Annotated in this window: 26 protein-coding genes; 8 read left to right on the forward strand and 18 right to left on the reverse strand. The window is 71.4% G+C overall.

Annotated elements, in window-relative coordinates; translation table 11 throughout:
- Positions 1-108 precede the first annotated feature (108 nt).
- Positions 109-1617: an LCP family protein gene (locus tag D0Z67_RS11280; RefSeq protein WP_476726701.1), complete on the forward strand. Its 1509-nt coding sequence runs from the start codon at positions 109-111 to the stop codon at positions 1615-1617.
- A gap of 155 nt (positions 1618-1772) precedes the next feature.
- On the opposite strand, the gene D0Z67_RS11285 is transcribed toward D0Z67_RS11280, so the two are convergent.
- Positions 1773-2321 (reverse strand): acyl-CoA thioesterase, encoded by a 549-nt coding sequence (locus tag D0Z67_RS11285; RefSeq protein WP_031184341.1) that lies wholly within the window; start codon positions 2319-2321, stop codon positions 1773-1775.
- A 119-nt stretch (positions 2322-2440) separates the two neighbouring features.
- On the opposite strand from D0Z67_RS11285, the gene D0Z67_RS11290 reads away from it, so the two are divergent.
- Complete coding sequence (locus D0Z67_RS11290) at positions 2441-3712, forward strand: LCP family protein (RefSeq protein ID WP_031184340.1); 1272 nt, start codon at positions 2441-2443, stop codon at positions 3710-3712.
- A 62-nt stretch (positions 3713-3774) separates the two neighbouring features.
- Here D0Z67_RS11290 and D0Z67_RS11295 read toward each other — a convergent pair whose 3' ends face one another.
- Complete coding sequence (locus tag D0Z67_RS11295; protein ID WP_030814394.1) at positions 3775-4935, reverse strand: acyl-CoA dehydrogenase family protein; 1161 nt, start codon at positions 4933-4935, stop codon at positions 3775-3777.
- Between the two features lie 187 nt (positions 4936-5122).
- Here D0Z67_RS11295 and D0Z67_RS11300 point away from each other — a divergent pair, with 187 nt between their 5' ends.
- Positions 5123-6466 (forward strand): UDP-glucose dehydrogenase family protein, encoded by a 1344-nt coding sequence (locus D0Z67_RS11300; RefSeq protein ID WP_031184339.1) that lies wholly within the window; start codon positions 5123-5125, stop codon positions 6464-6466.
- Positions 6467-6574: 108 nt separating this feature from the next.
- Here the strand turns inward: D0Z67_RS11300 and D0Z67_RS11305 are convergent, their stop codons facing one another.
- Positions 6575-7081, reverse strand: coding sequence for a CGNR zinc finger domain-containing protein (locus D0Z67_RS11305; RefSeq protein WP_031184338.1), 507 nt, complete (start codon positions 7079-7081; stop codon positions 6575-6577).
- Positions 7082-7163: 82 nt separating this feature from the next.
- Between D0Z67_RS11305 and D0Z67_RS11310 the strand changes: the two genes are divergently transcribed.
- Positions 7164-7523 (forward strand): VOC family protein, encoded by a 360-nt coding sequence (locus tag D0Z67_RS11310; protein ID WP_031184337.1) that lies wholly within the window; start codon positions 7164-7166, stop codon positions 7521-7523.
- Positions 7524-7536: 13 nt separating this feature from the next.
- On the opposite strand, the gene D0Z67_RS11315 is transcribed toward D0Z67_RS11310, so the two are convergent.
- The 3 genes from D0Z67_RS11315 to D0Z67_RS11325 all read right to left on the reverse strand — a co-directional run bounded on the left by D0Z67_RS11315 (position 7537) and on the right by D0Z67_RS11325 (position 8509).
- A complete protein-coding gene (locus tag D0Z67_RS11315) occupies positions 7537-7797 on the reverse strand; it encodes a Txe/YoeB family addiction module toxin (RefSeq protein ID WP_031184336.1) in 261 nt (86 codons plus the stop codon).
- Positions 7794-8066 (reverse strand): type II toxin-antitoxin system Phd/YefM family antitoxin, encoded by a 273-nt coding sequence (locus D0Z67_RS11320; protein WP_031184335.1) that lies wholly within the window; start codon positions 8064-8066, stop codon positions 7794-7796. Before D0Z67_RS11320 ends, D0Z67_RS11315 begins: the two co-directional genes overlap by 4 nt.
- Positions 8067-8149: 83 nt before the next feature.
- Entirely contained in the window at positions 8150-8509 is a 360-nt protein-coding gene (locus D0Z67_RS11325) for a MerR family transcriptional regulator (RefSeq protein WP_031184334.1), read from the reverse strand.
- A gap of 55 nt (positions 8510-8564) precedes the next feature.
- Between D0Z67_RS11325 and D0Z67_RS11330 the strand changes: the two genes are divergently transcribed.
- Positions 8565-9638, forward strand: coding sequence for an alkene reductase (locus D0Z67_RS11330; protein WP_031184333.1), 1074 nt, complete (start codon positions 8565-8567; stop codon positions 9636-9638).
- On the opposite strand, the gene D0Z67_RS11335 is transcribed toward D0Z67_RS11330, so the two are convergent.
- From D0Z67_RS11335 to D0Z67_RS11345, 3 genes are read right to left on the reverse strand one after another with little or no spacing between them, the layout of a single operon-like run.
- Positions 9635-10813, reverse strand: coding sequence for a dipeptidase (locus D0Z67_RS11335; RefSeq protein WP_031184332.1), 1179 nt, complete (start codon positions 10811-10813; stop codon positions 9635-9637). The two genes, D0Z67_RS11330 and D0Z67_RS11335, sit on opposite strands and share 4 nt — an antisense overlap.
- Before the next feature lie 7 nt (positions 10814-10820).
- Entirely contained in the window at positions 10821-11342 is a 522-nt protein-coding gene (gene purE, locus D0Z67_RS11340; protein WP_078873779.1) for a 5-(carboxyamino)imidazole ribonucleotide mutase, read from the reverse strand.
- Positions 11339-12532, reverse strand: a complete 1194-nt coding sequence (locus D0Z67_RS11345; protein ID WP_078873777.1) for a 5-(carboxyamino)imidazole ribonucleotide synthase — start codon at positions 12530-12532, stop codon at positions 11339-11341. The genes purE and D0Z67_RS11345 overlap by 4 nt, the downstream gene beginning before the upstream one ends.
- 194 nt (positions 12533-12726) lie before the next feature.
- Between D0Z67_RS11345 and D0Z67_RS11350 the strand changes: the two genes are divergently transcribed.
- Positions 12727-13212 carry a GtrA family protein gene (locus tag D0Z67_RS11350; RefSeq protein ID WP_031184329.1) on the forward strand — a complete coding sequence of 162 codons (486 nt, stop codon included), beginning with the start codon at positions 12727-12729 and terminating at the stop codon, positions 13210-13212.
- Between the two features lie 4 nt (positions 13213-13216).
- Here the strand turns inward: D0Z67_RS11350 and D0Z67_RS11355 are convergent, their stop codons facing one another.
- Both D0Z67_RS11355 and D0Z67_RS11360 read right to left on the reverse strand, forming a co-directional pair.
- Positions 13217-14482, reverse strand: a complete 1266-nt coding sequence (locus D0Z67_RS11355; protein WP_031184328.1) for an ATP-binding protein — start codon at positions 14480-14482, stop codon at positions 13217-13219.
- Positions 14483-14492: 10 nt separating this feature from the next.
- Positions 14493-15170, reverse strand: a complete 678-nt coding sequence (locus D0Z67_RS11360) for a response regulator transcription factor (protein WP_030814361.1) — start codon at positions 15168-15170, stop codon at positions 14493-14495.
- A 513-nt stretch (positions 15171-15683) separates the two neighbouring features.
- Here D0Z67_RS11360 and D0Z67_RS11365 point away from each other — a divergent pair.
- A complete protein-coding gene (locus tag D0Z67_RS11365; RefSeq protein WP_031184327.1) occupies positions 15684-17222 on the forward strand; it encodes a peptide MFS transporter in 1539 nt (512 codons plus the stop codon).
- 74 nt (positions 17223-17296) lie between these two features.
- On the opposite strand, the gene D0Z67_RS11370 is transcribed toward D0Z67_RS11365, so the two are convergent.
- From D0Z67_RS11370 to D0Z67_RS11380, 3 genes are all read right to left on the reverse strand, one after another.
- A complete protein-coding gene (locus tag D0Z67_RS11370) occupies positions 17297-17653 on the reverse strand; it encodes a hypothetical protein (RefSeq protein WP_031184326.1) in 357 nt (118 codons plus the stop codon).
- Between the two features lie 156 nt (positions 17654-17809).
- The gene (locus D0Z67_RS11375; protein WP_031184325.1) at positions 17810-18370 is read right to left on the reverse strand and encodes an ATP-binding protein; all 561 of its coding nucleotides are present in this window, start codon (positions 18368-18370) and stop codon (positions 17810-17812) included.
- A gap of 290 nt (positions 18371-18660) precedes the next feature.
- Positions 18661-19038 (reverse strand): STAS domain-containing protein, encoded by a 378-nt coding sequence (locus D0Z67_RS11380; protein ID WP_031184324.1) that lies wholly within the window; start codon positions 19036-19038, stop codon positions 18661-18663.
- Between the two features lie 247 nt (positions 19039-19285).
- Between D0Z67_RS11380 and D0Z67_RS11385 the strand changes: the two genes are divergently transcribed.
- The gene (locus D0Z67_RS11385; protein ID WP_031184323.1) at positions 19286-20182 is read left to right on the forward strand and encodes an RNA polymerase sigma factor SigF; all 897 of its coding nucleotides are present in this window, start codon (positions 19286-19288) and stop codon (positions 20180-20182) included.
- A gap of 93 nt (positions 20183-20275) precedes the next feature.
- Here the strand turns inward: D0Z67_RS11385 and hutI are convergent, their stop codons facing one another.
- From hutI to hutU, 4 genes are read right to left on the reverse strand one after another with little or no spacing between them, the layout of a single operon-like run.
- The gene (hutI, locus tag D0Z67_RS11390) at positions 20276-21451 is read right to left on the reverse strand and encodes an imidazolonepropionase (RefSeq protein ID WP_031184322.1); all 1176 of its coding nucleotides are present in this window, start codon (positions 21449-21451) and stop codon (positions 20276-20278) included.
- 47 nt (positions 21452-21498) lie between these two features.
- The gene (locus tag D0Z67_RS11395) at positions 21499-22836 is read right to left on the reverse strand and encodes a formimidoylglutamate deiminase (RefSeq protein WP_031184321.1); all 1338 of its coding nucleotides are present in this window, start codon (positions 22834-22836) and stop codon (positions 21499-21501) included.
- Positions 22833-24035: an allantoate amidohydrolase gene (locus D0Z67_RS11400; protein WP_078873787.1), complete on the reverse strand. Its 1203-nt coding sequence runs from the start codon at positions 24033-24035 to the stop codon at positions 22833-22835. The genes D0Z67_RS11395 and D0Z67_RS11400 overlap by 4 nt, the downstream gene beginning before the upstream one ends.
- Positions 24036-24052: 17 nt before the next feature.
- A complete protein-coding gene (gene hutU, locus D0Z67_RS11405) occupies positions 24053-25717 on the reverse strand; it encodes a urocanate hydratase (RefSeq protein ID WP_031184319.1) in 1665 nt (554 codons plus the stop codon).
- Between the last annotated feature and the right edge of the window lie 134 nt (positions 25718-25851).

Consider the following 25851-nt stretch of genomic DNA (forward strand, 5'->3'; position numbering starts at 1 on the left):
CGAATGGGGGACACCGTTGCGCGCCGCCGCGGCCGCGACGCGGGCTGGAGATCGTATCGACCTACGGTGATCACATTCCCACGTACGGCCGCATCCCGGAGGTGTCCCTTGCCCAGACCGCCTCGGCCCCCCTCCCCCTCCGTCCGGGGTGCGGGTGGCGCCCCCAGGCCGCCGCGCCGGCCCCGGCCCGCGGGCAAGGTGCGCCGGGCTCCGCTCGCCCGCAGGCGGCGGCCGCGCTGGGCGGTGCGGGCGGTGACCGCGCTGTCGGTGGCGGTGCTCGCCTCGGCGGGGATCGGCCACGCGGTGGTCGCCGGCCTGGACTCGGGGATCGCCCGGGTCGACGCCTTCAAGGACATGAAGAACCGGCCCCGCGCGGGCCACGGCATGAACGTGCTGCTGGTCGGCACGGACGGCCGGGACAAGATCACCGAGGCGGAGCGGCGCGCGTACCGGCTGGGCGGCGCGCCCTGCCACTGCACCGACACGATGATGATCGTGCACATCTCGGAGGACCGGGAGCGGGCCAGTGTGGTGAGCCTGCCGCGCGACTCGTACGCGGAGGTGCCCGACCACGTCGACCAGACCACCGGGGCGCCGCACCACGCGCACCCGATGAAGCTGAACGCGGCGTACGCGGAGGGCGGGCCGCAGCTCACCGTGCGCACGGTGGAGGCGATGACGCATGTGAAGGTCGACCACTATCTGGAGGTCGACTTCGCCAGCTTCATGAAGACGGTGGACGTGCTCGGCGGGGTGAAGATCTGCACCCCGACCCCGTTGAAGGACTCCTACACCGGGCTCGACCTCGCGCCGGGTCCGCACACCCTGGGCGGCGGACAGGCGCTGCAGTACGTCCGCGCCCGGCACGTGGACGGGGCGAGCGACCTGGGGCGGATGCAGCGCCAGCAGCGGTTCATGGCGGCGCTGATCGAGCGGGCGACGTCCTCGGGGGTGCTGTTCAACCCGATGCGGTTCCGGGACGTGACGCGGGCGGTGCTCGGCTCGGTGCGGGCGGACAACGGGTTCGGCACCGACGAGCTGCTCGACCTCGGCCGGGCCATGCGGAACTTCTCGCCCTCGTCCTCGGAGTTCACCACCGTGCCCATCGGGCAGATGGGGTTCGCCGTGAAGGGCATCGGGTCGACGCTGAAGTGGGACCCGGTCAAGTCCGAGCAGCTGTTCGCGAACCTGCGTGACGACAAGCCGCTCGGCGCGCACCTGGCGAAGAAGGCCCCGGCAGCGGCGACCGTCGAGGTCGACCCGCACGCGGTCCGGGTCCGGGTGGAGAACGGCACCGGTACGGCGGGGCTCGGCCGCAAGGTGGACGCGGCCCTCGCCGCGACCGGCTTCGCCACCACCCGGCAGCCGGTGACCGCCGCGCACCCGGCCGAGCACACGGTCATCTCCTACGACCCCCGCTGGGACCGCTCCGCCCGCTCCCTCGCCACCGCCCTCCCCGGCGCCCAGCTCCACCCGACCCCCGGCCTCGGCCCCGTCCTCCGCGTCACAGCCGGCACCGACTGGAAATCCGTCCACCCGGTAAAGGCCCCGGAGGTCGCCGCCCCGGACGCCCCGGTGGTGAGGGGGGACGAGGTGGTCTGCTCGGGGCAGGCGTAGCGCTGCGCGGCGTGGACGGGGAAAGTCGGCCGCGGCGCGCGTGCCCGGGCGGCGGCGGCGCGGAGCCGGGCGGGACCGCCGTCAGGTGCGGTCGCCCGAGTCCCGCGCGGAGCGCACCCGCTGCGGCGTCTTCCGTCCACGCTCAGCGCGAGCGTTCAGTCCGTGATGCCCTCCGCCGCGCGGCGTTCGCGGAGTTCTCGGATGGCTCGGCGGCGGGCCAGGCGGTGGGTGCGGCGGATCTGGGCTTCCTGGTGGCGGCGGCGGTCGCGTTCGGTCTCCGGGAGGACCGGGGGGACCTGGCGGGGCTTGCCGTCGGCGTCGACGCCGGTGAAGACGAGGTAGGCGGAGCCGACCTGGGTGGCGGGCGCGGACTCGTTCCAGCGCTCGGCGAGGACCCGTACGCCGATCTCCATGGAGGTGCGGCCGGTCCAGTTGACCTGGGCCTTGACGTGCACCAGGTCGCCGACCCGCACCGGCTCCAGGAAGACCATCTCGTCCATGGACGCGGTGACGGCGGGCCCGCCGGAGTGGCGGCCCGCCACGGCGCCCGCGGCGTCGTCGACGAGCTTCATGATCACACCGCCGTGCACCGTCCCCAGCAGGTTGGTGTCGTTGTGGGTCATGATGTGGCTGAGGGTGGTGCGGGAAGCGGAAGTGGGCTTGCCCGGAATCTCCGGAGAAGCGGCGGGCGCCTGGTCTGTCATGTCCCCCACCTTATGCCGAAGCGGCTTTCGCGGAATTTATGTCGGGTTCGCAACAGAGGTGCTCCGATTTTCCGACAAGCCTTGTAAGGCATCGGTCGGCACCCTGCACACTGGGGCCCATGAATGACAGGCCCGAGGGATGGTCCGACGAGCGCGGCACCCGCTACGGACGCGGCAGCGCCGGTGCGCAGCCGGAAGGCCCGCGTGTGATGCGGCAGGTACGCCGCCCGGCCGCGCCGCCGCCCGGCGCTCCCGCGCCGCAGTACGGCGGCGGTGTGCCCAGGCAGCCGTCGTACGTCGACGGCCAGGGCCATGACGGCTACGACAGCGGCTACAACACCGGCCAGGTGTACGGCGGCGGCGGCCCCGGTGGCCCCGGCGCCCCGGCCGGTACCCGCGCAGCCCGCCCGGCGCCCAACTGGGGCCGCCGGATCAAGGTGGGCGCGATCACCCTGGCCGCCGTGCTGGTCGTCACCTCGGTGGCCACCTACTTCTGGGCCGACTCCAAGCTCAACCGGGACGTCGACCTGTCCCAGGTGATCGACCGCCCCTCCGGGGGCGAGGGCACCAACTACCTGATCGTCGGCTCCGACAGCCGCAAGGGCATGACGAGCGAGGACAAGAAGAGACTCCACACGGGGTCCGCCGAGGGCCAGCGCACGGACTCGGTGATGATCCTGCACGTCGGGTCCAACGGCGACACCCTGATATCCCTGCCCCGCGACTCCGACGTGGTCGTCCCCTCCTACAAGGGCTCCAGCTCGGGCAAGGTCTACCCCGCCACCGGCCGGCACGCGAAGCTGAACGCGACCTACGCCGAGGACGGCCCGACCCTGCTGACCCGGACCGTGGAGTACAACACCGGGCTGCGCATCGACCACTACGTGGAGATCGGCTTCGCCGGCTTCGCCAACATCGTGGACGCGGTCGGCGGCGTCGACATCAAGATCGACAAGGGGTTCAAGGACAAGTACTCCGGCGCCGACTTCCAGGCCGGCGAGCAGACCCTCAACGGCGAGCAGGCGCTGGCCTTCGTCCGTACCCGGCACGCCTTCGCCGCCTCCGACCTGGAGCGGACCAAGAACCAGCAGAAGTTCCTCGCGGCGCTGGCCCACCAGGTGGCGACCCCGTCGACCGTGCTGAACCCCTTCAAGTTCTATCCGACGATGGGCGCGGGCCTGGACTCCCTCAGCGTCGACAAGGACATGGGCCTGTTCGACCTGGCCTCGATGTTCTGGGCGATGAAGGGCGTCAACGGCGGCGACGGCACGTCCCTGAACATGCCCGTCTCCGGGTCGGTCGGCGGCAACCTCGTCTGGGACAAGGCGAAGGTGAAGACGCTGGTGGACGAGCTGAAGAACGACGAGAAGGTCACGGTCTCGGGCAACTGAGCCCGTACGCGCCGAAGGCGCCTTCCCCGCTGGACCGGGGGAGGCGCCTTCGGCGTTGCCGGCTACTTCGGCAGGTTGCGGGCCATCACGATCCGCTGGACCTGGTTGGTGCCCTCGTAGATCTGGGTGATCTTGGCGTCGCGCATCATGCGCTCGACCGGGTAGTCACGGGTGTAGCCGTAGCCGCCGAGGAGCTGGACGGCGTCGGTGGTGACCTCCATCGCCACGTCCGAGGCGAAGCACTTGGCGGCGGCGCCCTGGAAGGTGAGGTCGGCGTCGACGCGCTCGGAGGCGGCAGCTGCCTGGTAGGTCAGGGCGCGGGCGGCGGCGATCTTCATCGCCATGTCGGCCAGCATGAACTGGATGCCCTGGAAGTCCGCGATCGGCTTGCCGAACTGCTTGCGCTCCTGGACATAGCCCTTGGCGTAGTCGAGGGCGCCCTGGGCGACACCGAGGGCCTGGGCGGCGATGGTGATGCGGGTGTGGTCCAGCGTCTTCATCGCGGTGGCGAAGCCGGTGCCCTCCTCGCCGATCATGCGGTCGGCGGGGATGCGGACGTTGTCGAAGTAGACCTCGCGGGTCGGCGAGCCCTTGATGCCGAGCTTCTTCTCCGGGGCGCCGAAGGAGACGCCCTCGTCCGACTTCTCCACCACGAAGGCGGAGATGCCCTTGGAGCGCTTGGTGGGGTCGGTCACGGCCATCACCGTGTAGTACTCGGAGACGCCCGCGTTGGTGATCCAGCGCTTGACGCCGTTGAGCACCCAGAAGTCGCCGTCGCGCACGGCCTTGGTCTTCATGCCGGCCGCGTCCGAGCCCGCCTCCGGCTCGGAGAGGCAGTACGAGAACATGCCGTCGCCCTTGGCGAGCGGGCCCAGGTACTTCTTCTTCAGCTCGGTGGAGCCGGAGAGGATCACCGGGAGGGAGCCGAGCTTGTTCACGGCCGGGATCAGCGAGGAGGACACGCAGGCGCGGGCCACCTCCTCGATCACGATGACCGTGGCGAGCGCGTCGGCGCCGGCGCCGCCGAACTCCTCGGGGACGTGGACCGCGTGCAGGTCGTTCGCGACCAGCGCGTCCAGCGCCTCCTGCGGGAAGCGGGCCTCCTCGTCCACCGCGGCGGCGAACGGCGCGATCTTCGCCTCGACCAGCGAGCGGACGGCGTCCCGGAGCATGTCGTGCTCCTCGGACGGGCGGTACAGGTCGAAGTCAGCCGATCCGGCCACGGTCTCTCACGCTCCAAAGACGCTTACTGACGCTAATTACCGTTAAGTAACTGAAAGTTTAGAGCGCCGCTCCCGGCCCGCATAGGTGAGCTTGGCGACAGCCTGAGTTTTCCCCCGGACGAGGCACCCCCCGGGGCACGACTATGCTCGGGGGCCGCATCATCGACGTACCCCGCCTGGAGCACCCATGAGCCTCAAGATCACCGTGATCGGCACCGGCTATCTCGGCGCCACGCACGCCGCGGCCATGGCCGAACTCGGCTTCGAGGTGCTGGGGCTCGACGTGGTCCCCGAGAAGATCGCGATGCTGGAGCGGGGCGAGACCCCGATGTACGAGCCCGGCCTGGACGAACTGCTGCGCGCGCATGTCGCGGGCATCGAGGGCTCGACCGGCCGGCTCCGCTTCACCACCGACTTCGCCGAGGTGGCGGAGTTCGGCGACGTCCACTTCGTCTGCGTGAACACCCCGCAGAAGCACGGCGAGTACGCCTGCGACATGAGCTACGTGGACTCCGCGATCGCTTCCCTCGCCCCGCATCTGCGCCGCCCGGCGCTGGTGGTCGGCAAGTCGACGGTGCCGGTGGGCTCGGCCGACCGGCTCGCCGCCTACCTCGCCGAGCACGCGCCCGCCGGGGCCGACGCCGAGCTGGCCTGGAACCCCGAGTTCCTGCGCGAGGGCTTCGCCGTCCAGGACACCCTGCACCCGGACCGGATCGTGGCCGGAGTGCGCGGGGAGCGGGCGGAGAAGCTGCTGCGGGAGGTGTACGCGACCCCGCTGGGCGAGGGCACGCCGTTCGTGGTGACCGACTTCCCGACCGCCGAGCTGGTGAAGACGGCCGCGAACTCCTTCCTCGCCACGAAGATCTCCTTCATCAACGCGATGGCCGAGGTGTGCGAGGCCGCCGACGGCGACGTGGTGAAGCTGGCCGAGGCCATCGGGCACGACGAGCGGATCGGAAGCAAGTTCCTGCGCGCCGGGATCGGCTTCGGCGGCGGCTGCCTGCCCAAGGACATCCGGGCCTTCATGGCGCGCGCCGGTGAGCTGGGCGCGGACCAGGCGCTCACCTTCCTGCGCGAGATCGACTCCATCAACATGCGCCGGCGCGGCGAGATGGTGGAGATGGCGCGGGAGGCGCTCGGCGGGGGCTCGTTCCTCGGCAAGCGGGTCGCGGTGCTCGGGGCCACCTTCAAGCCCGACTCCGACGACGTCCGGGACTCCCCCGCGCTGAACGTGGCCGGCCAGATACACCTCCAGGGCGGCCAGGTCACGGTGTACGACCCGAAGGGCATGGCCAACGCCCGCAAGCTGTTCCCGACGCTGGGCTACGCCGACTCGGCGCGGGAGGCGGTACGGGGCGCGGACGTGGTGCTGCACCTGACCGAGTGGCGGGAGTTCCGCGAGCTGGACCCGGCGGAGCTGGGCGAGGTCGCGACGTCGCGGGTCGTGCTGGACGGGCGGAACGCGCTGGACCCGGTGCCGTGGCGCGAGGCGGGCTGGACGTTCCGGGCGATGGGCCGCCCGACCGCCTGACGCTCCGCGTGTACGACGCCGGTTCGGCCGAGGCTCAGTCGGCCGAACCGGCGTCTGTGCGCATTGTGCACCACCGGGCCGGGCGGCGGCCGCACAACCCCCCGGCTCTTACCTGTCCTTGGCCCGGTAGCGGCGCATCTTGGCGCGCGCCCCGCACACCCGCATCGAGCACCAGCGGCTCCGGCCGGCGGGGCTGCGGTCGTAGTACGCCCAGTGGCAGTCGGGCGCCTCACATGCCTTGAGCCGCTGCCAGGTGCCCTCGATCAGCGCGCGGGCGACGGCGGCGGCCACGCGGGAGAGCAGCGGGCCGGTGTCGGCGGGGGTGAGCGCGGCGGAGCCGTCGGTGTCGTCCACGGTGACCAACAGCGGTGCGTGGGCGAGGAGTTCACCGAGGGGGAGGACCGTCGCGTGCGGCGGGTGCCCGGCGTGCGCGAGCAGTGCGGCGCGCAGCGACTCGCGCAGCGCGCGGGCGGTGTCCAGCTCGTCGTCCGCGATCCCGAGGTCGGCGCGGCCCTCCTCGGTGTCGAGCGCGTCGCGGCCGACCTCGATGTCCAAGGTGTTCACCAGCCACTCCACCAGGGCGAGGCCGCCCGGCGCGGCCGATCTCTCACTCATGCTTGCGACGTTACCCCCCATGCGGGACCATGAGGTAACCGTTACCGGTAACCGAGCTTTACTAGTAACCGAGGAGCACATCATGGCTCTCGCCGAGCTGGGCGCGATCGTCCTGGACTGTCCCGACCCCCGGGCCCTGGCCGGTTTCTACGCCGAGATCCTGGGCGGCACGATCGAGGGCGACGCCGACTGGACCGACCTGCGCACCCCCACCGGCCAGACCCTCGCCTTCCAGCGCGCCCCGGACCACGTCCCGCCGACCTGGCCCTCCCCCGGTACCCCCCAGCAGTTCCACCTCGACCTCACGGTCCCCGACCTGGACGAGGCCGAGCAGCGGATCCTCCCCCTGGGCGCCAAACCCCTGGACACGAACGCCCCCACCCGCACCTGGCGCGTCTACGCCGACCCGGCGGGCCACCCCTTCTGCCTCTGCGCCTGCTGACGCCCCCGGCGGATCAGCCGTAGTGGTACCGGGCTTTGAGGATCTTCACTTCCTTGTCGTCGGCCCGGTACACCAGCCGGTGCTCGTCGTCGATCCGACGGGACCAGTAGCCGGACAGATCGGCCTTGAGCGGCTCCGGCTTGCCGATGCCGGCGAAGGGGTCCCGCTGGATCTCAGCGATGAGCCGGGTGATCCGGCGCGCCATCCGACGGTCGGCGGCCAGCCGGAAGAGGAAGTCCTCCCATGCGTCGGGGTCGAAGTGGACGCTCCTCACTCCTCACCCGCCAGCTGACGCAGTTCTTCCAGCGACTTGGTGACGGCGCCGGCCGCCGCCTTGTCGCGGGCGACCGCCTCCATCAGGCGCCGGGCGTTCGCCGGTGAACGCAGCAGATACACCGTCTCCTGCCAGGACTCGTAGTCCTCGGCCGACATCAGGACGGCATCTCCGCCACGCGAGCTGACACGGACCGGTTCGTGATCGTCGTTGACGCGCTTGATCAGGGGAAACAGATCCCGACGTGCCTCACTGGCGCTTATGGTCATGGCCCGTCGCCCTTCCTGGCGGTACCGAGAACCGGTACTTCATATGTACCGCCTTCCGGTACCACAGCGCACCGCGATGGGCGTCACTCGCCCCCCGCCGCCTCGATGACCTCGTCCAGGGTGTCCCTGGTGCGGTGGAGGTCGGTGATCAGGCGGTCTATGCGGGTGCGTTCCTCGGTGAGGTCGGCGAGGAGGCGGGGGGTGGCACGGGCGGAGGGGCCGCCGTCCTGGTCGCGCATGCAGGGGAGGAGGTGGCGGATGCGGTCACTGTGCAGGCCGGCCGCGTACAGCTCCTGGATGCGGACCACGCGGTCGACGGCGGCCTCCGGGAAGTCCCGGTGCCCGCCCGCCGTGCGCTCGGCCGCGAGCAGCCCCCGGCTCTCGTAGTAGCGCAGCGACCGCTCGCTCACGCCGGTGCGCCGGGCCAGTTCACCGATCCGCATGTGCGCCTCCCCGGGGCTTGAACCTGACACCGGTGTCAGCTTCTACGGTACGGCCATGACGGACTTCCTGGCCCCGGCCCGGCTCGGGCAACTCGCCCTCCCCCACCACCTGTTGATGGCCCCGCTCACCCGCAACCGCGCGGAGCCGGACGGCACCCCGACCCCGCTCATGGCCGACTACTACGCCCAGCGCGCCTCCGCCGGGCTCATCATCGGCGAGGCCGCGACCCCGAACGCGGTCGGCCAGACGTACCCGGACATCGCCGCGCTGCACACCGACCGGCACACCGACGGCTGGCGCAAGGTCACCGAGGCGGTACGGGCGGCCGGCGGGCACATGTTCCTCCAGCTCCAGCACGGCGGCCGGGTCAGCCACCCGGTGACGACGGGCCTGACCCCCGTGTCACCCTCGGCCGTACCGCTCCCGGAGACGATCTTCACGCGACAGGGACACCTGCCCGCTCCCGTGCCCCGCGCGATGACGCCGGACGACATCCGCACCACCGTCGCCGACTTCGCCTCCGCCGCCAGACGGGCCGTCGACGCGGGCTTCGAGGGCGTGGAGGTGCACTCGGCCAACGGGCACCTGCTGCACCAGTTCCTCGCCGGGAACACCAACCGCCGCACCGACGCCTACGGTGGCCCGCCCGAGCAGCGGGTGCGCTTCACGGTGGAGGTGACCGAGGCGGTGGCCGACGCGATCGGCGCCGGGCGGACGGGGCTGCGGATCTCGCCGGGCGGCACGGTCAACGGCATCCAGGAGGACGACACCGCCGACCTGTACCCGGCCCTCGTGCACCGCCTGCGGGATCTGGGCCTCGCCTATCTGCACGTGGTCCGCGCCGACCCCGCCGACGCGCTGTACCGGCGGCTGCGCGCCGACTGGCCCGGCACGCTGATCGGCAACCCGGTGCTGACGGATCTCACCACCGAGGCGGTCGCGCGGGCGGCGCGGGAGATGCTGGCCTCCGGCGCGGACCTGGTCGCCCTCGGCCGCCCCTACATCGCCAACCCGGACCTGGCGGCCCGGCTGCGCGTGGGCGCCCCGCTCAACCCGCTGCGCGAGCGGTACCTGATGTACGTGGGCGGGGCCGACGGCTACACCGACTACCCCGCCCTCGACGGCTAACCGTCCAGCGACTCGATGGTCGCGTGCGACGCGGGCCGGGCGGCGCGCTCCTCGCGGGCGACGTCCTCCGCCGCGCCCAGGACGCGGACCGCGTTCTGCCAGGTCAGCTTGGCGAGGTCCGGCTTGGACCAGCCGCGGTCCAGCAGCTCCGCGATGAGGTTCGGGTAGCCGGAGACGTCGTTCAGGCCGTCCGGGGTGAAGGCGGTGCCGTCGTAGTCGCCGCCGATGCCGAGGTGGTCGATGCCGGCGACCTCGCGCATGTGGTCGAGGTGGTCGGCGACCGTGGAGACGGTGGCGACCGGGCGCGGGTGGCGCTCCTCGAACTCCCGGTGGACCTTCATGCCCGCCTCGCTGGTGTCGAGGTGGTGCAGGCCGTGCGCGCGCATGTTGTCGTCGGCGGCGGCCGTCCAGTCCACGGCGGCCTGGAGGACGAACTTCGGCACGAAGGTCACCATCGCCATGCCGCCGTTGGCGGGCAGCCGCTCCAGCACGTCGTCCGGGATGTTGCGCGGGTGGTCGCAGACGGCACGCGAGGAGGAGTGCGAGAAGATCACCGGTGCCGAGGTGGTGTCCAGCGCGTCCCGCATCGTCGTCGCGGCGACGTGGGAGAGGTCGACCAGCATGCCGAGCCGGTTCATCTCACGGACGACCTCACGGCCGAACGCGGTCAGGCCCCCGGCCCTGGGCTCGTCGGTCGCGGAGTCCGCCCAGTCCACGTTGTCGTTGTGGGTGAGCGTCATGTACCGCACGCCCAGCGCGTACAACCCCCGCAGCGTGCCGAGGGAGTTGGCGATGGAGTGGCCGCCCTCGGCCCCCATCAGCGAGGCGATCCGCCCGGCGGCACGGGCCGCCTCCATGTCGGCCGCCGTCAGCGCGGGCGCCAGCTCGGCCGGGTACCGCTCGATCAGCCGCGTGACGCAGTCGATCTGCTCCAGCGTGGCCGGCACCGCGTCGGGCAGGTCCGAGCGGACGTACACCGACCAGTACTGCGCCCCGACGCCACCCTCACGCAGCCGCGGCAGGTCGGTGTGCAGATGCGCGCCCTGGTCCCCGGCGATGTCCCGCGCGCCCAGGTCGTAGGCGACCTGCTCCCGCAGCGCCCACGGCAGGTCGTTGTGCCCGTCGACGACGGGGAACTCCCGCAGCAGCGCGCGGGCCTGGTCCAGCGGAGTCATCCCGGCCCTACTTTCCGAATCCGAAGCCGGCCGAGCCCTCGACCTTGGCGCGCAGCCGCTTGCCCTTCTCGGTGGCCTGGTCGTTCAGCTCCTGCTGGAAGTCGCGCATGCGCTGGAGCAGGTCCTCGTCGTGCGCGGCGAGCATCCGGGCGGCCAGCAGACCGGCGTTGCGCGCGCCGCCGACGGAGACGGTGGCGACCGGCACCCCGGCCGGCATCTGCACGATGGAGAGCAGCGAGTCCATGCCGTCCAGGTACTTCAGCGGCACCGGCACGCCGATGACCGGCAGCGGCGTCACCGAGGCGAGCATGCCGGGCAGGTGGGCGGCGCCGCCCGCGCCCGCGATGATCGCCTTCAGCCCGCGCTCGGCGGCATGCTCCCCGTACGCGACCATCTCGCGCGGCATCCGGTGCGCGGAGACGACGTCCACCTCGTAGGGGATCTCGAACTCGTCGAGGGCCTTGGCGGCGGCCTCCATGACGGGCCAGTCGGAGTCCGACCCCATGACGATGCCAACAACGGGGCTCATTCGGTGATCGTGCCCTTCAGGTAGCCGGCTGCGTGACGGGCGCGCTCCAGCACGTCGTCCAGGTCGTCGCCGTAGGTGTTGACGTGCCCCACCTTGCGGCCGGGTTTGACGTCCTTGCCATACATGTGGATCTTGAGCTGGGGGTCGCGGGCCATGCAGTGGAGGTACGCGGAGTACATGTCCGGGTAGTCGCCGCCGAGCACGTTGACCATGACCGTCCAGGGCGCGCGCGGACGCGGGTCGCCGAGGGGGAGGTCGAGGACCGCGCGGACGTGGTTGGCGAACTGCGAGGTGATCGCGCCGTCCATCGACCAGTGGCCGGAGTTGTGCGGCCGCATCGCCAGCTCGTTGACCAGAATCCGGCCGTCGCGGGTCTCGAACAGCTCCACGGCGAGGTGCCCGACGACACCCAGCTCCTTGGCGATGCTGAGCGCCATCCGCTCGGCGTGCAGCGCGAGGGGCTCGTCCAGCTCGGGCGCGGGCGCGATCACGGTGTCGCAGACCCCGGCGACCTGCCGGGACTCCACCACCGGGTAGGCGACGGCCTGGCCGTGCGGGGAGCGGACCACGTTGGCGGCCAGCTCACGTACGTAATCGACCTTCTCCTCAGCCAGCACCGGCACGCCCGCCCGGAAGGGCTCGGCGGCCTCGGCCTCGGAGTCGACGACCCACACGCCCTTGCCGTCGTAGCCGCCGCGCACCGTCTTCAGGACGACGGGGAAGCCGCCCGCCCGTCGCCCACCACCGCCCTTGCCGGAGGGCACTTCGTGCCCGCCCCTTTCGAGCTCGGCGGCGAACGCGGCCACGTCGGCCGGGTCGCGCACGATGCGGTGGCGCGGGCAGGGCACGCCGATCTCCGTGAGCTTCGCGCGCATCACACCCTTGTCCTGGGCGTGCACGAGCGCGTCGGGCCCCGGCCGGACGGGGATGCCGTCCGCCTCCAGGGCCTTGAGGTGCTCGGTCGGCACGTGCTCGTGATCGAAGGTGATCACGTCACAGCCGCGCGCGAACTCACGCAGCGTGTCGAGGTCGCGGTAGTCGCCGATGACGACATCGCTCACGACCTGCGCCGCGGAATCCTGGGGAGTGTCACTGAGGAGCTTGAACCTGATGCCCAACGGGATGCCCGCCTCGTGCGTCATACGCGCGAGCTGCCCCCCGCCGACCATGCCGACTACCGGGAACGTCACCCCCCTAGCGTATCGGCCGCGCGGACCGGCCCGACGGCCGCCGTCCCGGACTGCCCGCGCGCATCTCTTACCGGGCCCTTGCCCGCCTCTTGCCGACCCGTTTCCCCGCCGGGGCCCGGCGCGCGGACATGGGGCGGATCGCGTGGATAGCATGGCGGGGCCGAGAAGAACCTATGGACGGGAGCTGCACAGCCATGGAACGTCGTTCCTCGGGGCTGCAACGGCTCGCCCGTGAGGTGGCCAAGTTCGGTGCGGTCGGAGGAGCCGGGGTCCTGGTCAACCTCGGTGTGTTCAACCTGGTCCGGCACGTGTCCGATCTGCCCGTGGTCCGGGCCAGCATCATCGCCACCATCGTGGCCATCGTCTTCAACTACCTGGGCTTCCGCTACTGGACGTACCGGGACCGCGACCGGGGCGGCCGCCCGCGCGAGCTGATGCTGTTCCTGGTGTTCAGCGTGATCGGCCTGGTGATCGAGAACGGGGTGCTGTACCTCGCCACCTACGGGTTCGGCTGGGACACCCCGCTGCAGAGCAACGTCTTCAAGTTCGTCGGCATCGGCGTGGCCACGCTGTTCCGCTTCTGGTCGTACCGCACGTGGGTGTTCCGCGCGCTGCCCAGCGAGGCGGGCAAGGACCCGGTGGCCCGGCACGAGCCGGACAGCTCCGAGCGGGTCCGCTAGTCCGCTAGCGGACCGTGGGCTCGTCGCCCTTGTGCGCGGGGGCGGTGCGGGACAGGAACAGGCCGAAGACCGGCGGGTGGGTCTGGAGCAGCTCCAGGCGGCCGCCGTCGGCCTCGGCGAGGTCGCGGGCGACGGCGAGGCCGATACCGGTGGAGTTGCGGCCGCTGATGGTCCGCTCGAAGATCCGCGCGCCGAGGTCGGCGGGGACCCCGGGGCCCTCGTCGGTGACCTCGATCACGGCCTGGTTGCCGGTGACCCGGGTGCGCAGGGCGACCGTGCCGCCGCCGTGCATCAACGAGTTCTCGATCAGCGCGGCCAGCACCTGCGCGACCGCGCCGGGCGTGCCGACCGCCGTCAGATGCCGCTTGCCGGAGTTGACGATGGCCCGGCCGGCGCTGCGGTAGGCCGGGCGCCACTCGGCGAGCTGCTGCTGGATGACCTCGTCGAGGTCGAAGGTGACGGCGGAGCCGGTACGGGGGTCCCGCGAGTTGGTCAGCAGCCGCTCCACCACGTCGGTCAGCCGCTCCACCTGAGTCAGCGCGATGGTCGCCTCCTCCTTCACCGTGTCCGGGTCGTCGGTGAGGGTGATCTCCTCCAGCCGCATGGACAGCGCGGTCAGCGGCGTACGGAGCTGGTGCGAGGCGTCGGCCGCGAGGCGCCGTTCGGCGGTCAGCATGCGGCCGATCCGCTCGGCGGAGGAGTCCAGCACATCGGCGACCCGGTCCAGCTCGGGGACGCCGTACCGCTTGTGCCGGGGGCGGGGGTCGCCGGAGCCGAGGCGTTCGGCGGTCTCGGCGAGGTCGGTGAGCGGGGAGGCGAGCCGGTTGGCCTGGCGTACCGCGAGCAGTACGGCGGCGATCACGGCGAGCAGCGCGACCAGGCCGATGATCAGCAGGGTGCGGCCGACCTCGCGGGTCACGGCGGAGCGGGGCTCCTGCACGGTGACCGTCTCGCCCTCCTCGCCGTGCTGCGTGGAGTGGATGACGTCGCCCTCGGGCTTGCTGCCGATCTCGATCGGGGCCCGGCCGGGCATCCGGATCACCGCGTACTGGGTCTTGCTGACCGGGTTGCGCAGCACGTCGGCGTTGACGTTCTCGGCGGCGAGGATGCGGCTGTCCACGATGCTGGCCAGCCGGACCGCCTCGGACTCCACCCGCTCCTGGGCGCTGTTGCTGATCGTCCGGGTCTCCACGATCACCAGTGAGACCCCGAAGACGGCGATCACCACCAGCACGACGGCGAGCGTGGACTGAATGAGACGGCGACGCACAGGGTGGGACTCAGCTCTTCTCGAAGCGGAAGCCCACACCGCGCACCGTGGCGATGTACCGGGGGTTCGCCGCGTCGTCACCGAGCTTCTTGCGGAGCCAGGAGATGTGCATGTCGAGGGTCTTGGTGGAGGACCACCAGGTCGTGTCCCACACCTCCCGCATCAGCTGGTCCCTGGTGACCACGCGGCCGGCGTCCCGCACCAGCACCCGCAGCAGGTCGAACTCCTTGGCGGTGAGCTGGAGTTCCTCCTCGCCCATCCAGGCCCGGTGCGACTCGACGTCGATCCGCACCCCGTGGGTGGCCGGCGGCTGCTGGGGCTCGGCCGAGCCGCGCCGCAGCAGGGCCCGGACCCGGGCCAGCAGCTCGGCGAGGCGGAAGGGCTTGGTGACGTAGTCGTCGGCACCCGCGTCGAGCCCGACGACGGTGTCCACCTCGTCGGCGCGCGCGGTCAGGATGAGGATCGGCACGGTGTGGCCGTCGGCACGCAGCCGACGGGCGACCTCCAGGCCGTCCATGCCGGGCAGTCCGAGGTCCAGCACGACGAGATCGACCCCGCCCTGGAGCCCGGCGTCGAGCGCGCTGGGGCCGTCCTCGCGCACCTCGACCTCGTAACCTTCCCGGCGCAGGGCGCGGGCCAGCGGCTCCGAGATGGACGCGTCGTCCTCGGCGAGCAGTACACGGGTCATGAGGTGATGGTAGACCGCCCGCGCGTACGGCCGGTGTGTGGTCGGCAGCAGTGCTCTTACCTTTGTACCCTGCATGTACAAACCAGCGACGGCGCGATGCGATCGTGGAAGACACCTTGGAAACAGGTCGCGCGGTTCCCCGGAACCCTGTGATCCGTGTCTCAAGTCCTTCCATATCCGGCAGTGTCCTGCCGTATGGTGACCTGAACGCCTGTAGCACACCGGGGGCCTTTTGGCGGGCACATGACGCCGAGGGTCTCCCTTTCTGTGCGGGCTGACTCCGCTCAGCCTTGAAAGGAATGACCTCTGGCCGGGCTCCGTACGCAGTGACGCGTAGGAGCGTGGATCCCGGTGGTCGCCGTCCACCGCCTCAGATGGCTTCGACGCCTTCGATGTCTTCGATGCGGGAACCCCCAGGGCGTGGGGGTGGACGCCCGACCCTGCCGGTGCCGGCCGCACCCCCCACCGGGCGCGCAGCGCTCCATCGCGCGTCCCGACCAGCAAGGAACGACCATGGCGTCCAGCCTGACGAAGGACTCGGTCCGCCCGGAGACCCCGGGCACCGACAAGACCTTCTTCGGCCACCCCCGCGGCTTGGCCACTCTCTTCATGACCGAGATGTGGGAGCGGTTCTCCTACTACGGCATGAAGGCCCTGCTCACCGTCTATCTGCTTTCCGGCGGCCCCGGCGCCGGCAAGGGCAGCATGGGCGGCGGCCTGGCGATGGACGTGGCCACCACCACGGTGATCGTCTCCGTCTACTCGGCGATGGTGTACCTGCTCGCCATGCCCGGCGGCTGGCTCGGTGACCGGGTCTGGGGTCCGCGCAAGACGGTGGCCATCGCGGCCGTCACGATCATGTGCGGTCACCTCGTGCTCGCACTCCCCGGCGGCCAGGCCCCGTTCTTCGCCGGTCTCGCGCTGGTCGCGGCCGGTTCGGGCCTGCTCAAGGCCAACATCTCCACGATGGTCGGCCACCTGTACAACGGTCCGGACGACCCGCGCCGTGACGGTGGCTTCACGATCTTCTACATGGGCATCAACATGGGCGCGTTCTTCGCTCCCCTGGTGATCGGCACCGTCGGTCAGAAGGTCAACTGGCACCTCGGCTTCGGCCTGGCCGCGGTCGGCATGGGCATCGGTCTCGCGTCCTTCCTGCTGGGTACGCGGCACCTGAACCCGGTCAGCAACGTCGTCCCGAAGCCGCTGAGCTCCGAGGAGCGGACCTCCTGGCTGCGCAAGGGCCTCGGCTGGCTGCTGGCCGCGGTGGTGTTCTACGGCGTCGTCGGCGGCACCGGCCACTTCACCATGAACTGGGCGATGATCCCGCTGACGATCATCGGTCTGGTCATCCCCGCGGGCGTGCTGCTGCGCATCAAGCGCGACAAGGAGCTGTCGTCCCTTGAGCAGTCCAAGATGACCGGCTACATCTGGTTCTTCGTCGCGGCCGCCGTGTTCTGGATGATCTACGACCAGGGCGCCTCCACGGTGCAGGCCTTCGGTGAGGGCAAGGCGTCGAACATGATGTTCGGCTTCGACTTCCCGTCCTCCTGGTACCAGTCGGTGAACGCGCTGTTCATCATGGCCCTGGCCCCTGTGTTCGCCTTCGTGTGGGTGTGGCTCAACCGCAAGGGCAAGGAGCCCAGCACCATCGTCAAGTTCTCGATGGGTCTGGTCCTGATCGGGGTCTCGTTCTTCTTCTTCCTGATCCCGCTGGGCATGGCGGCGAACGGCACCGCTGTGAGCCCGATGTGGCTGGTCGGCATCTACTTCATCCAGACCGTGGGCGAACTGTGCCTGTCCCCGGTGGGCCTGTCGGTGACGACGAAGATGGCTCCGGCCAAGTACGCCAGCCAGATGATGGGCGTGTGGTTCCTCGCGGTGACCGCAGGTGACTCCATCACCAGCCTGCTCTCCAACCCGGCCATCGCCGACGTGGACCTCGGTGGCACGGGTGCCGTCCTCGGGGAGGCGATCCTCGCGGCCCTCGCCGGATTCGCGGTGTGGATGTACCGCCGCAAGGTCAAGTCGCTGATGGGCGACGTGAACTGAGGCACGCAGGACACAAAGGCGAAGGCCGCCGCACCTCGGAGGGTGCGGCGGCCTTCGTCATGTCCGTGTCCGCGTCACTTGGTCTCGACGGACCAGGAGCGGGTGAAGCTGCTGAACCCGCACATGACGGTGGACTTCTGCCCCGGCTTCACCCACGGGCCCCACAGGTACCACGGGATCTCGTGCGGATTGCCCCGGCCACGGATGACGTCGCACACCAGCTTGACCCGGTGCTTGGTCACCTTCTTGCCGGAAGCGGACTTCTTGCAGGACGACGTCGCCTTGGGCCGGCCGAGGTCCAGGTGCACTTCCGCCTTGCACTTGTACCGGGCCCCGGCCGCTTCCGCCGTGCCCGCGGCGCCCAGGCCAAGCCCGGCGCTCATGAGCGTGATGGCGAGCGCTCCGCCCGCCACCCTCTTCCCCCAGATCATTCATTCCCCTGTTCCCCCGCCGAACGCGAGGGAACAGGAGCCGAAGGTCCGGCCCGCCCGCCCCCGGCAGGCAGTGCGTACCCGCCGGTCATAGCGGGCAGCCAGGACGATATGCACAAGTTGATCTTGGGGCAAGCCCGACGGTGTGTCGCGGGCTCAGGCGGGGGCGGCCAGTTCTGCCCAGACCGTCTTGCCGGATTCGTCGGGGGTGCGTACGACGCCCCAGTCGAGGCTGAGGCGCTGGACGATGAACATGCCGTGGCCGCCGGGGCGGCCGGCCTGGTGCGGGGTGCGGGGGGCGGGCTGGCCGGCGCCGCGGTCGGTGACCTCGAGACGGATCACCTTGCGGTCGCAGGACAGGACCAGCTCGTCCGGGCCGTCGGCGTGCAGGCAGGCGTTGGTGACCAGCTCCGAGACGACGAGGAGCACGTCCTCGGCCGCGGCCCGCTGCTCGGCGCCCGAGGCGGGCAGCCAGCCCCACTCGTACAGCGCCTGGCGGGTGAAGTCACGGGCGAGCGGGACCACCCCGCTCTCTCCGTCCAGGCCGAGCCTGCGGACCTGTCGTCCCCTCGCCTCCGGCGCGGCCTCGGAGGGAGCGACGGGCAGGGCGGCGCTCAAGGCCGACTCCGGCGCCGTCGCGTCTCCCGCGGGCATGCCGGAAGCGCCGCTCGGCTCCGGGCCACCGTCGCCCGGCGAGTAGGGCCGGGTGGTGCTCATCAGCGCTTCACCTCACCGATCCACCAGTACACGATTCAAAAGTCCGACTCCGTTCGGTCCCGGACGGACGGTTCACCGTCCGTCCGGTGTCCGCGTGCTGCCTCCGTCACCTTCGGCGTCCGCCCCTCGCCTCATACGTCGCGCCGGACCCCTTCCCCGGTTCCCGGAGCGGGTTCGGCGGCGGGGCTGCCGAAAGGTTTCAGATGTCTCCTGCCCGACTGATCCCCCGGAACACTCCTTCATTCACCCGACGCTCGCGAGCGGGGGCCTGGAGGGGGTTGCGGGGCGACTCAGCCGGTCTCGCCCGCGAGGGCGGCCTCTACGGAGTCGTGGACGGTGAAGACCGCCTCGGCTCCCGTGATCTCGAATACGCGTGCGACTACGGGCAGCATGCCCGCGAGGTGCACGCCACCGCCGGCGGCGTCCGCCTTCAGACGGGCCCCCAGCAGCACGTTCAGTCCTGTCGAGTCGCAGAACTCCAGCCGCGAGCAGTCCACGACAAGTCGTGAGAAGCCCTTCTCCAGGAGGTCGTCGAGCGGTTCGCGCAGTAGATCGGCGGTGTGGTGATCGAGTTCACCCGCCGGTGTCACTACGGCGCTGGAACCCTCTTCCCGCACCTCCACCAGAAGCCGGCCCGACTGTGCGCTGCCGACCGTCCCGTGGTCCATGCCGTCTCTCTCCCGAGGTCTTGGCTGCTGATGCCCTCGAACATTACGCCTTCCAGCCACACTTCGACACCCGAACAACCCCCCAGAAACGGGCATATCACCACAAGTGACACTTGCGACCAGCTCACCGAAGCAGGTAGGGCTAGTACGACACACATCCCTACACGCCGGCCTCGGAGGCGCCGCACACCGCAGTGCACACGTATCGGCTTCGGCAGCCATATGCCGAGAACGATGGAGGACACCCATGTCAGCCCGGCTCGACGGGTCGCCTACCCACAAAGCGACGTCGACACCCCCACCGGAAAAGCTGGACCACACCATCGACCCTCTCGACCCCCTGGCGGGGCTCCCCGAGATCCCGCCCTTCGACGAGGTCGGCCCGGTGGACGCGCGAGCCCTGTCCAAGACGCTCTTCGAGCGCCTGGAGTCGCTGGAGGAGGGCACGTACGAGTACTCGTACGTCCGCAACACCCTCGTCGAACTGAATCTGGCGCTGGTGAAGTTCGCCGCCTCCCGGTTCCGCTCCCGCAGCGAGCCGATGGAGGACATCGTCCAGGTCGGCACGGTCGGCCTGATCAAGGCGATCGACCGCTTCGAGATGTCGCGCGGGGTCGAGTTCCCGACCTTCGCGATGCCGACCATCATCGGCGAGATCAAGCGCTTCTTCCGTGACACCTCGTGGTCCGTGCGCGTCCCGCGCCGCCTGCAGGAGCTGCGGCTCGACCTGGCCAAGGCCGGGGACGAGCTGGCCCAGCGGCTGGACCGCGCCCCCACCGTCGCGGAACTGGCCGAGCGCCTCGGGCTCTCCCACGAGGAGGTCGTCGAGGGCATGGCCGCCTCGAACGCCTACACCGCCTCCTCCCTGGACGCCCAGCCCGCCGACGACGACACCGAGGGCGCCCTCGCGGACCGCATCGGGTACGAGGACCACGGGCTCGAAGGCATCGAGTACGTCGAGTCGTTGAAGCCCCTCATCGCCGAACTGGCGCCCCGCGACCGGAAGATCCTCTCCCTGCGCTTCGTGGCGGGTCTGACCCAGTCCGAGATCGGCGAGGAGCTGGGCATCTCCCAGATGCACGTCTCCCGGCTGCTGTCCCGTACGTTGTCGCGCCTGCGCAAGGGACTCACGCTGGACGAGTGACGGTGGGCGCCGCCGGAAGGCGGACCTTTCCCGCACGCGTGAGGCGGCCCGGCTGAGGATGCCGGGCCGCCTTCTGTCGTCTCTCCGCGTGTTTCAGGCCACGCGGACTCCCGCTCGCCACACCCCTTCGACCAGGGGCACGCCGGGGCGGTAGGCCAGGTGGACATGGCTCGGGGCGTCCAGCAGCACCAGGTCGGCCCGGCTGCCGGGGGTGAGCCGCCCCACGTCGGTCCGGCGCAGCGCGGCCGCTCCGCCCGCCGTGGCGGCCCACACGGCCTCGTCCGGGGTCATCCCCATGTCCCGCACCGCCAGCGCCACGCAGAACGGCACGGACGAGGTGTACGACGAGCCGGGGTTGCAGTCCGTGGACAGCGCCACCGTGGCCCCCGCGTCCAGCAGCCGGCGCGCGTTCGGCCACTCGGCGCGGGTGGAGAACTCGGCGCCGGGCAGCAGCGTGGCGACCGTGTCGCCACTGGCCAGGGCGTCCACGTCGGCGTCCGTGAGGTGGGTGCAGTGATCCGCGCTGGCCGCGTCCAGTTCGACGGCCAGCTGGACGCCGGGACCGTAGGAGAGCTGGTTGGCGTGAATGCGCGGGTGCAGGCCCTTGGCACGGCCGGCGGTGAGGATGGCGCGGGCCTGGTCGCCGTCGAAGGCGCCCTTCTCGCAGAACACGTCGATCCAACGGGCGTGCGGGGCGCAGGCGTCCAGCATCTCCCCGGTCACCAGGGCGACGTACGCGGCCGGGTCCTCGGCGAGTTCGGGGGCGACGATGTGGGCGCCCAGGTAGGTCACCTCGTCGGTGTGGGCGGCCGCGAGGCGCAGGGCGCGGGACTCGTCCTCGACGGTGAGGCCGTAGCCGGACTTGGTCTCCATCGTGGTGGTGCCCTGGCGGAGCGCCTCGGCCAGGTGGCGGGCGAGGTTCGCCTCCAGTTCCGCGTCGGAGGCGGCGCGGGTGGCGGCGACCGTGGTGCGGATGCCGCCGGCGCTGTAGGCGCGACCGGACATGCGGGCGTTGAACTCGGCGGTGCGGTCCCCGGCGAAGACCAGGTGCGAGTGGGAGTCCACGAAGCCCGGCAGGACCGCCTTTCCACCGGCGTCGAGGCGATTGTCAGTGGCGGGTGCTCTGCTTGACTCACCGGCCCACACGACGCGTTCGCCGTCGATGACCAGGGCCGCGTCCTGGATCAGTCCGAGAGGGGAACCGTCACCGAGGGAGGGGTCGTTGGTGACCAGCGTGGCGATGTTGATGATGGCGGTGCTGCTGCTCATGGTGTGCTCGGTGTCCTCAGGGGTGCCGGTAGGGGATCCGGTGGGGGTCAGTCGCGCAGGGCGCCGATCGCGTCGGCCAGGGCGGCGGGCACATCGGGTACGAGCGTGTGCGCCCCGTCCCGTACGACCTGGCGGCCGCCCACGACCGTGTGCCGGACGTCCGCCGCGCTCGCCGCGAATACGGCCGTCTCGGCGCCGAGCCGGGGCGGCGGTCCGGCCGTCCTGACGGAGTCGAGGGCGATGGTCGTGAAGTCGGCCAGGCGTCCCGGCTCGATGGCGCCCGCCTCCTGCCAGCCGAGTGCCGCGTGGCCGTCCTCGGTGGCGGCGCGCAGCAGCGCGGCCGCGGTCCAGTGGCCCCGGGTGCGGGTGCGCAGCCGCTCGTCCAGCTCCATCGCGCGCGCCTCTTCGAGCAGGTCGATGACGGCGTGGCTGTCGGAGCCGAGCGAGAGCGGGGAGCCCGCGCTCTGCAGGGCGACGGCGGGTCCGATGCCGTCGGCCAGGTCGCGCTCGGTGGTGGGGCACATGCAGGTGCCGGTGCCCGAGCCGCCGAGCAGGGCGATGTCCTCGCCGGTCAGATGGGTGTTGTGCACACCGGTGGTGCGCGGTCCGAGCACGCCGTGCTCGGCGAGCAGCCGGGCCGGGGTGACGCCGTGCGCGGCGAGGCAGGCGTCGTTCTCGGCGGTCTGCTCGGAGAGGTGGACGTGCAGCGGGGCCCGCCGCTCCTCGGCCCAGCCCGCGACGGTCGCCAACTGGGCGGCGGGCACGGCCCGTACGGAGTGGACGGCCGCGCCGATCCGCGCGTGATCCTGTTCCTTGAGAACTGAACAGCGTTCGGCCCAGGCGTCGGCGGTGCCGTCGGAGAAGCGGAGCTGGTGGTGGCCGGGGGGCTCGCCGAAGCCCGCCGAGAGGTACGCGGTGTCCAGGAGGGTGATGCGGACGCCGGCCTCGGCGGCGGCCTCGATCAGGGCCTCGCCCATGACGTTGGGATCGGCGTAGGGCGTGCCGCCGGGGGCGTGGTGGAGGTAGTGGAACTCCCCCACGCAGGTGATCCCGGCCAGCGCCATCTCGGCGTACACCGCGCGGGCGAGGGCGTGGTAGCTGTCCGGGGCCAGCCGGTCGGCGACGGAGTACATCACCTCGCGCCAGGTCCAGAAGGTCCCGGAGCCGACCTGGACCGTGCCGCGCAGGGCCCGGTGGAAGGCGTGGCTGTGCGCGTTGGCGAGGCCGGGCAGGGTGAGGCCGCGCAGGACCTCGGCGCCGGGCGGCGGGGCGGGCGTGCCGGTGCGGACGGCGCCGACACGGCCGTCCGCGACCTCGACGAGCACCCCCGGCTCGACGGTGCCGCCGAGCCAGGCGTGCTCCAGCCAGTAGGTTCCCTGGGTCACCTGCGGGTCAGTCCTTCCAGTACGTCGGCGAGGGCGCGCACCCCGGCGACGCAGTCGTCCTCGGTCGCGGACTCGGCCGGGGAGTGCGAGACACCGGTGGGGTTGCGCACGAACAGCATGGCGGTCGGGACGGCGCCGGAGAGAATCCCGGCGTCGTGCCCGGCGCCGGTGCCCAGCACGGGCACGGTCAGCCCGGTGTCCCGGCCCAGCAGGCGGCCGAGTTCGTCGCGCAGGGCGTGGTCGAACTCCACGACGGGGGTGAAGGACTCCCGGGTCACGTCCAGGTCGATGCCGTGGGCGTCGGCGTACTCCCGCGCGGACCGGGTGATGCCGTCGAGGACCGCGTCCAGCGCCTCCTGGCCGGGGGCGCGGGAGTCCAGCCAGCCGCGCACCAGGGAGGGGATGGCGTTGACGCCGTTGGGCTCCACGGAGATCTTGCCGAACGTGGCGACGGCTCCGGCGAGTTCGGCCTCCCGGCGGGCGGCCAGCACGGTCTCGGCGTAGGTCGGCATCGGGTCGCGCCGGTCGGCGAGCCGGGTGGTGCCGGCGTGGTTGGCCTCGCCCCGGAAGTCGAACCGCCAGCGTCCGTGCGGCCAGATGGAGCTGGCGATGCCGACCTGGTCGCCGGACAGGTCCAGCGCGCGGCCCTGTTCGACGTGCAGCTCGACGAACGCGCCGATGCGGGCGAGGCGTTCGGGGTCGGCGCCGATGGCGTCCGGGTCGTAGCCGGCGGCGGCCATCGCCTTGGGCAGGGTGATGCCGTCACCGTCGGTCAGCCGGTGCGCCTGCTCGACGGTGAGCTGTCCGGAGGCCAGCCGCGAGCCCACACAGGCCAGCCCGAACCGGGCCCCCTCCTCGTCCCCGAAGTTGACGATGCCGAGGGGCCGGTCGAACGTGGCGTTCCTGAGCCGGAGTTCGTCCAGCGCGGCGAAGGCGGAGACGACACCCAGCGGCCCGTCGAAGGCCCCGCCGTCGGGCACGGAGTCCAGATGCGACCCGGTGACGACGGCATCCCCTTCGGCGGGGTCCCCGAGCCACGCCCACTGGTTCCCGTTCCGGTCGACCTCGTAGGCCAGCCCCCGCCCCTCGGCCTGCTCCTTGAACCAGACCCGGCACTCGGCGTCGGCGGGGGTCCAGGCGTACCGCCGGTACCCCCCGGAGTCCGGGTGCCGCCCGATGGGCAGCAACTCGGCCCACATCTCGTGGAAGGAGGAGGTCACTCCCCCTCACCCTCACGCATGGGCACCCGGACGTCCCGCTCCTCGGCCACGGACTCCGCGATGTCGTACCCCGCGTCCACATGCCGGATGACACCCATGCCGGGGTCGTTCGTGAGGACCCGGCGGATCTTCTCGCCGGCCAGCTTCGTGCCGTCGGCGACGCTCACCTGCCCCGCGTGGATGGATCGTCCCATCCCCACGCCGCCACCGTGGTGGATGGAGACCCAGGACGCCCCGGAAGCCACGTTGACCATGGCGTTCAGCAGCGGCCAGTCCGCGATCGCGTCGGACCCGTCCAGCATCGCCTCGGTCTCCCGGTAGGGGGACGCGACGGAGCCGCAGTCGAGGTGGTCCCGCCCGATGGCCAGCGGAGCGGCAAGCTCACCGCTCGCCACCATGTCGTTGAACCGCTCTCCCGCCTTGTCCCGCTCCCCGTACCCGAGCCAGCAGATCCGGGCCGGCAGGCCCTGGAAGTGCACCCGCTCACCGGCCATCTTGATCCAGCGCGCGAGGGACTCGTTCTCCGGGAACAGCTCCAGCAGGGCGCGGTCGGTCTTGGCGATGTCGGCCGGGTCGCCGGAGAGGGCGGCCCAGCGGAAGGGGCCCTTGCCCTCGCAGAACAGGGGCCGGATGTAGGCGGGGACGAAGCCGGGGAAGGCGAAGGCGCGGTCGTAGCCCGCGAGCTGGGCCTCGCCCCGGATGGAGTTGCCGTAGTCGAAGACCTCGGCGCCGGCGTCCATGAAGCCGACCATCGCCTCGACGTGCCGGGCCATGGACTCGCGGGCGCGGGTGGTGAACCCGGCCGGGTCCTTCGCGGCGGCGTCGGCCATGTCCTCGAAGTCCACGCCGACCGGGAGGTAGGCCAGCGGGTCGTGCGCGGAGGTCTGGTCGGTGACGATGTCGATGGGGGCGCTCATGGCGAGGAGCTGCGGGACCAGCTCGGCCGCGTTGCCGAGGACGCCGATGGAGAGCGGGCGGCGGGCGTCGCGGGCCTCGGTGGCGAGCTGGAGGGCGTGCTCCAGGCTGTCGGCCTTCACATCGAGGTACTTGTGCTCGATGCGGCGCTCGATGGCGCGCGGGTCGACGTCGATACAGATGGCCACGCCGTCGTTCATGGTGACGGCGAGCGGCTGGGCGCCGCCCATGCCGCCGAGTCCGGCGGTCAGCGTGATGGTGCCCGCGAGGGTGCCGCCGAACTTCTTCGCGGCAACGGCGGCGAAGGTCTCGTAGGTGCCCTGGAGGATGCCCTGGGTGCCGATGTAGATCCAGGAACCGGCGGTCATCTGGCCGTACATGGTGAGGCCGAGGGCCTCCAGGCGGCGGAACTCCTCCCAGTTGGCCCAGTCGCCGACCAGGTTGGAGTTGGCGATGAGGACGCGCGGCGCCCACTCGTGGGTCTGCATGACGCCGACCGGGCGGCCGGACTGGACGAGCATCGTCTCGTCCTGCTTGAGCGTCCGCAGCGTGCGCACCATGGCGTCGAAGGAGCGCCAGTCGCGGGCGGCCTTGCCGGTCCCGCCGTAGACGACGAGCTTGTCGGGGTGCTCGGCGACCTCGGGGTCGAGGTTGTTCTGGAGCATCCGGAGGGCGGCTTCCTGCTGCCAGCCCAGGGCGCTCAGTTCCGTGCCGCGCGGTGCTCGTACGGGGCGGGGTCCCGACATCGTGTGCTCCTCCTGTTGCTGTCTCTATTCACATAGTCCAGTCGTGAATAGAGCTAGTCAATAGGTACCGGGTGCCGTCGCCCGCGCGCCGGGAATGTTTGGCTGGAACCGTGGACGGGGGCGAGCGAGAGGAA

Source organism: Streptomyces seoulensis (genome assembly GCF_004328625.1).
Classification (GTDB): Bacteria; Actinomycetota; Actinomycetes; order Streptomycetales; family Streptomycetaceae; genus Streptomyces; species Streptomyces seoulensis.